7 protein-coding genes are annotated in these 8679 nt (G+C 70.1%); all 7 read left to right on the top strand.

Annotated features, from left to right (window positions below; translation table 11 throughout):
- The coding region (locus tag GUY60_RS29700) for a peptidoglycan D,D-transpeptidase FtsI family protein (protein WP_161703333.1) at positions 1-1470 on the top strand (1470 nt) is incomplete at its 5' end.
- A gap of 13 nt (positions 1471-1483) precedes the next feature.
- A complete protein-coding gene (locus GUY60_RS29695; protein WP_161703331.1) occupies positions 1484-3175 on the top strand; it encodes a UDP-N-acetylmuramoyl-L-alanyl-D-glutamate--2,6-diaminopimelate ligase in 1692 nt (563 codons plus the stop codon).
- A 4-nt stretch (positions 3176-3179) separates the two neighbouring features.
- Entirely contained in the window at positions 3180-4574 is a 1395-nt protein-coding gene (locus GUY60_RS29690) for a UDP-N-acetylmuramoyl-tripeptide--D-alanyl-D-alanine ligase (protein WP_161703329.1), read from the top strand.
- Entirely contained in the window at positions 4571-5641 is a 1071-nt protein-coding gene (mraY, locus tag GUY60_RS29685) for a phospho-N-acetylmuramoyl-pentapeptide-transferase (RefSeq protein WP_161703327.1), read from the top strand. The genes GUY60_RS29690 and mraY overlap by 4 nt, the downstream gene beginning before the upstream one ends.
- Positions 5623-7071, top strand: a complete 1449-nt coding sequence (gene murD, locus GUY60_RS29680) for a UDP-N-acetylmuramoyl-L-alanine--D-glutamate ligase (protein ID WP_161703325.1) — start codon at positions 5623-5625, stop codon at positions 7069-7071. Before mraY ends, murD begins: the two co-directional genes overlap by 19 nt.
- Positions 7072-7131: 60 nt before the next feature.
- Complete coding sequence (ftsW, locus tag GUY60_RS29675; RefSeq protein ID WP_246235806.1) at positions 7132-8484, top strand: putative lipid II flippase FtsW; 1353 nt, start codon at positions 7132-7134, stop codon at positions 8482-8484.
- Between the two features lie 6 nt (positions 8485-8490).
- Positions 8491-8679 (top strand): glycosyltransferase (locus tag GUY60_RS29670; protein WP_187370158.1); only part of this gene is annotated, 189 nt, incomplete at its 3' end.

Genomic DNA, 8679 nt, shown 5'->3' with positions numbered 1-8679 from the left:
CTGCGGAAGCCGAACAGCCGTTACGCGCTGCTCGCCCGCCGGCAGACGCCCGATGTCTGGAAGCAGATCAAGGACCTGAAGGCCGCTTTCCAAGAGAAGGCCGACAAGGGCGGGACCGGCAATGTCCTCGCCGGTGTCTTCCAGGAGCCGAGCAGCAAGCGGCTCTACCCGAACGGCGACCTCGCGGCCGGCATGCTCGGCTGGGTGAACGCCGAGGGCAAGGGCGGCGGCGGCATCGAGGCGCAGCTCGACGAGGAACTCGCGGGCAAGGACGGCAAGATCACGTACGCGCAGTCCGGTGGCCGCAGGGTGCCGACGGCGGGCGGGAACGAGAACCCCGCGACGCCCGGCTCCGACATCGAGCTGACCATCGACCGCGACATCCAGTACGTGGCGCAGAAGGCGATCGCCGAACAGGTCAGGAAGTCCAAGGCGGACCGCGGCTACGTGGTCGTGCAGGACACGAAGACCGGCGAACTCCTCACCCTCGCCAACGCGCCCGGCTTCGACCCGGGCGACCTCACGCACGCCGACCCGAACACCCTCGGCAACGCCGCCCTGCACGACGCGTACGAGCCCGGCTCCACCACCAAGCTCGTCTCCATGGCGGCCGTCCTGGAGGAGAACGCGGCCACGCCCGACACCCATGTCACGGTGCCCAACCGGCTGCACCGCGGCGACCGGCTGTTCAAGGACGACATCGACCACCCCACCTGGTACCTGACGCTCAGCGGGGTGCTCGCCAAGTCCAGCAACATCGGCACGATCCTGGCCACGCAGCAGCTCGGCAAGACCCAGCCGGAGGCCAACCGGAGCCTCTACTCGTATCTCCGCAAGTTCGGCATCGGCCGTCCGACCGGGATCGGCTTCCCGGGGGAGACCGCGGGCATTCTGGCCAAGCCGGACGCCTGGTCGACCTCGCAGCAGTACACGGTCCCCTTCGGTCAGGGCTTCTCGCTCAACGCGGTGCAGGCCACCTCCGTCTACGCGACGGTGGCCAACGGCGGCGTACGCGTGGAGCCCACGCTGGTCCGCGGCTCCAAGGGGCCCGATGGCCGGTTCTCGCCGTCGCCCGAGCCGAAGAAAAGCCGGGTGGTGAGCGAGAAGACCGCCGCGACGCTGTCCCAGATGCTGCAGGCGGTCGTGGACGACGACGAGGGCACCGGCACCAAGGCGAAGATCGACGGATACCGGGTCGCGGGCAAGACCGGCACGGCCAACCGCGTCGATCCCGAGACCGGCCGCTACAAGGGCTACACCTCGTCCTTCGCCGGCTTCGCCCCCGCCGACAAGCCGCGGATCGCGGTCTACTGCGCCATCCAGAACCCGACCAAGGGCAACTACTTCGGTGGCCGGATCTGTGCGCCGATCTACAAGAAGGTCATGGAGTTCGCACTCAAGACACTCCAGGTGGCGCCCTCCGGCAGCAAGGCCCCCGGGCTGCCGGTCACCTTCGAACCGGAAGACTGAACAGGTAACTCCCGTGACAACGATCACCCCCGACTCCGGGAACCAGAACGTCCGCCCCGCGCAGGAGGACCTCCCATTTCGCGCCTCGCACGGTGCGCCGGGTACGCTCACCGCCGTGCCACAAGCTGATCAGTCCCAAACCACCCAGAAGGGCGTTCCCGTGACATATCCGGGACCGCCGCGGCCGGAGCAGGTCTCCGCGAGCGACCTCGCGGCCCTCGCCGAGCAGCTGGGTGTCGACGCCCCCGGGGCCGCCGAGATCACGGGCATCACGCACGACTCCCGTGCCGTACGCCCCGGTGACATCTACGCGGCTCTGCCCGGCGCCCGCCTGCACGGCGCCGACTTCGCCGCGCAGGCCGCCGACCTCGGCGCCGCCGCGATCCTCACGGATCTGGCCGGCATGGACCGGGCCGTGGCGACCGAGCTGCCGGTACTCGTCGTGGGCGACCCCCGCGGTCGCATGGGCGAGCTGGCCGCCACCATCTACGGCGAACCGGGCCGCGAGCTGCTGCAGATCGGCATCACCGGCACCTCAGGCAAGACCACCACCGCGTACCTCGTCGAGGGCGGGCTCCAGGCCGCGGGCCGGGCCACCGGACTGATCGGCACCGTCGAGATGCGGGTCGGCGACGAGCGCATCAAATCGGAGCGCACCACTCCCGAAGCCACCGATCTGCAGGCCCTGTTCGCGGTGATGCGCGAGCGCGGCGTCGACTCGGTCGCCATGGAGGTCTCCAGCCACGCACTCGTGCTCGGCCGGGTCGACGGCTGCGTCTTCGACGTCGCGGTCTTCAACAACCTCAGCCCGGAACACATGGAGTTCCACACCGACATGGAGGACTACTTCCGCGCGAAGGCACAACTCTTCACGCCGAAGCGGTCCCGGCTCGGGGTCGTCAACTACGACGACGAGTACGGCCGCAGGCTGGTGACCGAGGCGACCGTGCCGGTCGTCACCTTCTCCGCCGAGGGCCACCCGGACGCCGACTGGCGGGCCGAGGACGTCGAAGTCGGCCCGATGGACTCGACGTTCAAGGTCGTCGGCCCCAAGGGCGAGCGCCTCTCCGCGAAGTCGCCGCTGGCAGGCCCGTTCAACGTGGCCAACACCCTGGCCGCCATCGTCGCCCTGGCCGCCGCCGGCGTCGAACCGCAGATCGCCGCCGACGGCATCGCGGCCGTACCCGGCGTCCCGGGCCGCCTGGAGCGGGTCGACGCGGGCCAGCCGTACCTCGCCGTCGTCGACTACGCGCACAAGACCGACGCCGTCGAGTCCGTGCTCCGCGCCCTGCGCAAGGTGACCGAGGGCAAGCTGCACATCGTGCTCGGCTGCGGCGGCGACCGCGACCAGACCAAGCGCATGCCGATGGGTGCGGCGGCCGCCCGGCTCGCCGACACCGCCGTCCTCACCTCGGACAACCCCCGCTCCGAGGACCCGCTCTCGATCCTCGCCACGATGCTCGCCGGCGCCGCCGAGGTGCCGGTGCACGAGCGCGGCGACGTCCAGGTCTTCGAGGACCGGGCCGCCGCCATCGCCTCGGCCGTGCACCGCGCCCGCCCGGGGGACACCGTCCTCGTCGCGGGCAAGGGCCACGAGCAGGGCCAGGACATCAACGGGGTGGTACGCCCCTTCGACGACCGTGACGTGCTCCGCGCGGCGATCCAGCACAGCCGCCGAGCCGCCACTCAGAACACCCAGGGATGACGCAGTGATCGCCCTCTCCCTCGCCGAGATCACCTCCATCGTCGGCGGGCAGCCGTACGACATACCGGACGGCGACCGTCAGGTCACCGGCTCCGTGGTGATCGACTCCCGCCAGATCGAGCCCGGTGGGCTTTTCGCCGCCTTCGTGGGTGAGCACGTCGACGGCCACGACTACGCGGAGCGCGCCATCGACGCGGGAGCGGTCGCCGTGCTCGCGACCCGGCCCGTCGGGGTGCCCGCGATCGTGGTCGACGACGTCGAGAAGGCGCTCGGCGCCCTCGCCCGCGCCGTCGTCTCCCGCCTCGGCACCACGCTCGTCGCCCTCACCGGCTCGGCCGGCAAGACCTCCACCAAGGACCTGATCGCGCAGCTGCTGCAGCGCAAGGCCCCCACGGTCTTCACCCCCGGCTCCCTCAACAACGAGATCGGCCTGCCGATCACCGCGCTGACCGCCACCGAAGAGACCAGGCACCTGGTCCTGGAGATGGGCGCCCGCGGCGTCGGCCACATCCGGTACCTCACCGGCCTCACCCCGCCGAGGATCGGCGTGGTGCTGAATGTCGGCTCCGCCCACATCGGCGAGTTCGGCGGCCGCGAGCAGATCGCCGAGGCCAAGGGCGAGCTGGTCGAGGCGCTTCCGGAGGACGGCACGGCGATCCTCAACGCCGACGATCCGCTCGTACGCGCGATGGCCTCCCGGACGAAGGCGCCGGTGCTGCTGTTCGGGGAGGCCGAGGACGCCGACGTACGCGCCGAGAATGTCCAACTCACCGAGCAGGGACAGCCGTCCTTCACGCTGCACACACCCTCCGGGTGCAGCGATGTGACCTTGCGCCTGTACGGTGAGCACCACGTGTCGAACGCGCTTGCCGCGGCCGCCGTCGCCCATCGACTCGGGATGTCCGTGGACGAGATCGCCGTGGCGCTCTCCGAGGCGGGCAACCTGTCCCGCTGGCGGATGGAGGTCACCGAGCGCCCGGACGGCGTGACGGTCGTCAACGACGCCTATAACGCGAACCCCGAGTCCATGCGAGCCGCGCTTCGTGCGCTCGCTGCCATGGGTAAGGGGCGGCGCACTTGGGCGGTGCTCGGTCAGATGGCCGAGCTCGGGGACGACGCGCTGGCTGAACACGACGCGGTCGGACGCCTTGCCGTCCGGCTCAATGTGAGCAAGCTCGTCGCGGTCGGGGGCAGGGAAGCGTCCTGGCTGCAGCTGGGCGCATACAACGAGGGTTCGTGGGGTGAGGAGTCGGTGCACGTGTCCGACGCACAGGCGGCGATCGACCTGCTGCGCAGCGAGCTGCGCCCAGGAGACGTCGTACTCGTGAAGGCCTCCAGATCGGTGGGTCTGGAGAAGGTCGCGTTCGCGCTCATCGAGGGTGAGGTCTCCGGCCGATGAGGCAGATCCTCTTCGCGGGTGTCATCGGACTCTTCCTGACCCTGATCGGCACCCCGCTGCTGATCAAGCTCCTGGCCAAGAAGGGCTACGGCCAGTACATCCGGGACGACGGCCCGCGCGAGCACGCCAGCAAGCGCGGTACGCCAACCATGGGTGGTATCGCCTTCATCCTGGCGACGATCATCGCGTACTTCGGCACCAAGCTGATCACCGGAGCACCGACCACGTTCTCCGGTCTCCTGGTGCTCTTCCTGATGGCGGGCATGGGCCTCGTCGGCTTCCTCGACGACTACATCAAGATCATCAAGCGGCGCTCGCTCGGCCTCAGGGCCAAGGCCAAGATGGCCGGCCAGCTGATCGTCGGCATCACCTTCGCGGTGCTCGCGCTGCAGTTCGCGGACACCCGCGGCAACACCCCGGCCTCCACCAAGCTGTCGTTCGTCACGGACTTCGGCTGGTCGATCGGCCCGGTGCTCTTCGTGGTCTGGGCGCTGTTCATGATCCTGGCCATGTCGAACGGCGTGAACCTCACGGACGGCCTCGACGGCCTCGCCACCGGCGCCTCCGTGATGGTCTTCGGCGCGTACACGTTCATCGGCGTCTGGCAGTTCCAGGAGTCCTGCGCCAACGCGACGACGCTCACCAACCCCTCGGCCTGCTTCGAGGTGCGCGACCCGCTCGACCTCGCCATCGTGGCCTCCGCGCTGATGGGCGCCTGCTTCGGCTTCCTGTGGTGGAACACCTCGCCGGCCAAGATCTTCATGGGCGACACCGGTTCGCTCGCCCTCGGCGGCGCGCTCGCGGGCCTCGCGATCTGCTCCCGTACGGAACTCCTGCTCGCCCTGCTCGGCGGCCTGTTCGTCCTGATCACCCTCTCCGTGGTGATCCAGGTCGGCTCCTTCCGCCTCACCGGCAAGCGGGTCTTCCGGATGGCACCACTGCAGCACCACTTCGAACTCAAGGGGTGGTCCGAGGTCCTTGTGGTGGTCCGCTTCTGGATCATCCAGGGCATGTGCGTGATCGTCGGACTCGGCCTCTTCTACGCGGGATGGGCGGCCGACAAGTGACCGACTGGCAGGGCAAGCACGTCACCGTCGCCGGGCTCGGCGTCTCCGGCATCCCGGCCGCCAAGGTCCTGCACGGCCTCGGCGCGGTCGTCACGGTCGTCAACGACGGCGACGACGAGCGCTCCCGTACGCAGGCCGCGGAGCTGGAGTCGCAGGGGATCACCGTCCGGCTCGGTGACGGAGCGACCCTGCCGGAAGGCACCGAGCTCATCGTCACGACGCCCGGCTGGAAGCCCGACAAGCCGATCTTCGCGGCCGCGGCCGCGGCGGGCGTCGAGGTGTGGGGCGACGTGGAGCTGGCCTGGCGACTGCGCGGCCCCGATGCCGCCCCGTGGCTCGCGGTCACCGGCACCAACGGCAAGACCACGACCGTACGGATGCTCGCCTCGATCCTGGAGGCGGCGGGCCTGAAGACCGCGGCCGTCGGCAACATCGGCGTCTCCCTCCTGGACGCGGTCCTCGGCGACGAGACGTACGACGTACTCGCCGTGGAGCTCTCCAGCTACCAGCTGCACTGGTCGCCCTCGCTGCGCGCCCACTCGGCAGTGGTCCTCAACCTGGCGCCCGACCACCTCGACTGGCACGGCTCGATGGAGGCGTACGCCGCCGACAAGGGCCGTATCTACGAGGGCAACCAGGTCGCCTGCGTCTACAACGTCGCGGACAAGGCGACGGAGGACCTGGTCCGCGAGGCCGATGTCGAGGAGGGCTGCCGCGCGATCGGCTTCACCCTCGGCAGCCCCCGGCCCTCCGAACTCGGCGTCGTGGACGGCATCCTGGTCGACCGCGCCTTCGTCGACGACCGGCAGAAGCAGGCCCAGGAACTCGCCGAGGTCGCCGACGTCAACCCGCCGGCCCCGCACAACGTCGCCAACGCCCTCGCGGCCGCGGCGCTCGCCCGCGCCTTCGGCGTCGCACCCGCCGCCGTACGCGACGGACTGCGCAACTTCCGCCCCGACGCCCACCGCATCGAGCATGTCGCGGACGTCGCGGGAGTCGCGTACGTCGACGACTCCAAGGCCACCAACCCGCATGCCGCGCAAGCCTCGTTGGCGGCGTACGAGTCGATCGTCTGGATCGCGGGCGGGCTCGCCAAGGGCGCCTCGTTCGACGAGCTGGTCGGGGCCTCGGCGAAGCGGCTGCGCGGCGCCGTGCTCATCGGCAAGGAGCGCCACCTGGTCCGCGAAGCCCTGGCGCGACACGCACCTGAGGTACCGGTGGTGGACCTGGACCGGACCGACACTGGGGCGATGTCCGCGGCGGTCCAGGAGGCCACGCGCCTCGCCGCACCCGGCGACACCGTCCTGATGGCCCCCGCGTGCGCCTCGATGGACATGTTCGTCAACTACAACGAGCGCGGCGACGCGTTCGCGGACGCCGTCCATCAACTCGCCGCACAGCACGGCGGCAACGACACAGACAGCGCCTAGCCGGACCGGCCCGCCCGCCGCGTACCGGCGGCGCGGGCACGACTGGAGGGGACAGCGACGATGCCGGCCGACGCAAGGGCCGCGCGCGACGTTCGGAGCGCGGCCATTCCGCTGGGCAGGACCCGTGGCAAGGCTGCCGCACCCCGGCCGCCCCGCGACCGACCGTGGCGGCGCCTCGCCGACCGCGCCCGCAAGGCCTGGGACCGGCCGCTCACCGCGTACTACGTGATCCTCGGCAGCAGCATGCTGATCACCGTGCTCGGCCTGGTGATGGTCTACTCGGCCTCGATGATCCAGGCGTTGCAGCTGAACCTGCCCGCCTCGTACTTCTTCCGCAAGCAGTTCGTGGCGGCGGTGCTCGGCGGGATCCTGCTGCTCGTCGCCATGCGGATGCCGGTCAAGCTGCACCGGGCGTTCGCGTACCCGATGCTGGCCGGTTCGGTGTTCCTGATGGTCCTGGTCCAGGTTCCCGGCATAGGGCATTCCGTGAACGGCAACCAGAACTGGATCTATCTGGGCGGCCCGTTCCAGCTCCAGCCCAGCGAGTTCGGCAAGCTGGCGCTCGTTCTGTGGGGCGCGGATCTGCTGGCCCGCAAGCAGGACAAGCGGCTCCTCACGCAGTGGAAGCACATGCTGGTGCCGCTGGTGCCGGTCGCGTTCATACTGCTCGGGCTGATCATGCTCGGCGGCGACATGGGTACCGCGATCATTCTCACGGCGATCCTCTTCGGGCTGCTCTGGCTCGCGGGCGCTCCCACCCGGCTGTTCGCGGGTGTGCTCTCGGTCGCGGCCCTGCTCGGCTTCATCCTGATCCGTACGAGCCCCAACCGGATGGCCAGGCTCGCCTGCATCGGCGCCACCGATCCGGGCCCCGGCGACCAGTGCTGGCAGGCCGTGCACGGAATCTATGCTCTGGCCTCCGGCGGATTCTTCGGTTCCGGTCTTGGTGCCAGTGTGGAAAAATGGGGCCAACTCCCGGAACCGCACACCGACTTCATCTTCGCCATCACCGGGGAGGAACTGGGTCTGGCGGGGACGCTGTCGGTACTCGCTCTGTTCGCGGCTCTAGGCTATGCGGGTATCCGCGTGGCCGGACGCACGGAGGACCCCTTCGTGAGGTACGCCGCGGGAGGTGTGACCACCTGGATCACGGCCCAGGCCGTGGTCAACATCGGTGCGGTGCTCGGCCTGTTGCCGATCGCCGGTGTCCCGCTCCCGCTGTTCTCCTACGGAGGTTCCGCCCTGCTGCCGACGATGTTCGCCATCGGGCTCCTGATCGCCTTCGCGCGTGAGGAACCCGGGGCACGAGCAGCGCTTGCCATGCGGTCGTCCGCCTTCGGCAAGAAGCGGGCTGCGGTGAGATGGAACACGATGAGGCGGCGCGTCAAGGCGCGACCGTCCGGAGAGCGGTGAATTTCGGTGCATGTCGTACTCGCCGGTGGGGGGACCGCCGGCCACATCGAGCCCGCGCTCGCCCTCGCGGACGCCCTGCGGAGGCAGGACCCCACCGTGGGCATCACGGCCCTGGGCACGGAGAAGGGCCTGGAGACCCGGCTCGTCCCGGAGCGCGGCTACGACCTCGCGCTGATCCCCGCCGTCCCCCTGCCC

Source organism: Streptomyces boluensis, from assembly GCF_009908195.1.
GTDB classification, from domain to species: Bacteria; Actinomycetota; Actinomycetes; order Streptomycetales; family Streptomycetaceae; genus Streptomyces; species Streptomyces boluensis.
The sequence above is the reverse complement of the archived record's forward strand: the minus strand, read 5'-3'. Positions and strand labels throughout refer to the sequence as shown.